The following is a 1,143-nucleotide window of genomic DNA, read 5'->3' as shown; positions in this document are numbered from 1 at the left end:
GCGACCATCGAGCGTCTCCTCGACGATCCTCAGCTTCTCAGGCGTGCTCCAGTGACGGCGACGACCGCCGTCTGTGATGATCTCGGACACGGACATAAGCCTATGCTCAGGGGATAGTCCCAAGCCTCCTTCTTAGAGCCCGACTCATAATTCGAACTTTGCGATGCGGCGGGTCATTCGCCTGATGGATGCGACGACGAGCCATGCTTCTGACGATGCGATGGAAGCCTCCCAGTCCTTGGCGAGACGTCGGCATCGGTTGAGCCATGCGAAGGTGCGCTCGACGCCCCATCGGCGGGGCAGGATGACGAAGGATTGGGTATCCGAGCGTTTGACGATCTCCATGGCGAGGCGGTCGAGATGTGCGATGGCGGCCTCGAGCTTCGGCCCGGCATAGCCGCCATCGGCAAAGAGGCGGGCCAGTGAGGGATAGGCATCCCGGCAGCGCTCAATGAGGTCCGGTGCGCCGTCACGGTCCTGGACGTCGGTGGAATGGACGAGGGCGTCGAGCAGATTGCCGGCCGTGTCGGTAGCGATGTGGCGCTTGCGGCCTTTGATCTTCTTGCCGGCGTCATAGCCGCGCGGCCCGCCGGCCTCGGTGTTTTTCACAGACTGACTGTCGATGATGCCCGCAGTCGGTTCGGCCTCGCGGCCTTCCGCGACCCGCACCCCCGCCACCAGCACCGCGTTGATCGCATCGAGCAGGCCGTTGTCGCGCATCCGGTAGAAATGATACTGCACCGTCGTGAACGGCGGAAAGTCCCGGGGCAGTTGCGCCCATTGGCACCCCGTCGCCGCAAGGTACTGGATCGCGTTCCATAAATCCCGTGCCCGGTGGAGCCGCGGGCGCCCCACCTTCGTCGTTCGTGCCAGCAGCGGTGCGATAATCGCCCACTCCGCGTCCGTGCAGTCGCTTGTGTAGTGCAGCCTTCTTCGGTCATGCTCGCGGCGAGCGGTTTCAGTCCAGCCCATATGATCCCCGTGGTCTTCGCAACCCTCGGTGAATCACAACTGACTGAAATCGCTTGACCTGCTCCCCGGAAATCATGCCATTGGTAAGTTAGCTCGTCAGATGGAGACGAGCGATGCGGCGAGGCCGTTTTACCGAGGATCAGATCATAGGCGTGCTGCGTGAGCACGAGG

General features: G+C 62.8%; 1 protein-coding gene. It reads right to left on the bottom strand.

All coding sequences use genetic code 11. The features are described from left to right. Positions 1 to 144 precede the first annotated feature (144 nt). On the bottom strand, positions 145 to 972 hold the full coding sequence (locus tag U1703_RS18850) for an IS5 family transposase (RefSeq protein WP_332786975.1): 828 nt from the start codon (positions 970 to 972) through the stop codon (positions 145 to 147). Positions 973 to 1,143 lie beyond the last annotated feature (171 nt).

Source organism: Sphingomonas flavida, assembly GCF_036663655.1.
Classification (GTDB): domain Bacteria; phylum Pseudomonadota; class Alphaproteobacteria; order Sphingomonadales; family Sphingomonadaceae; genus Sphingomonas.
This window is presented reverse-complemented; position numbering and strand designations above follow the sequence as displayed.

Coding starts and splice junctions, on each gene's coding strand:
- U1703_RS18850 (WP_332786975.1), bottom strand. CDS start 972: ATGGGCTGGACTGAAACCGCTCGCCGCGAGCATGACCGAAGAAGGCTG.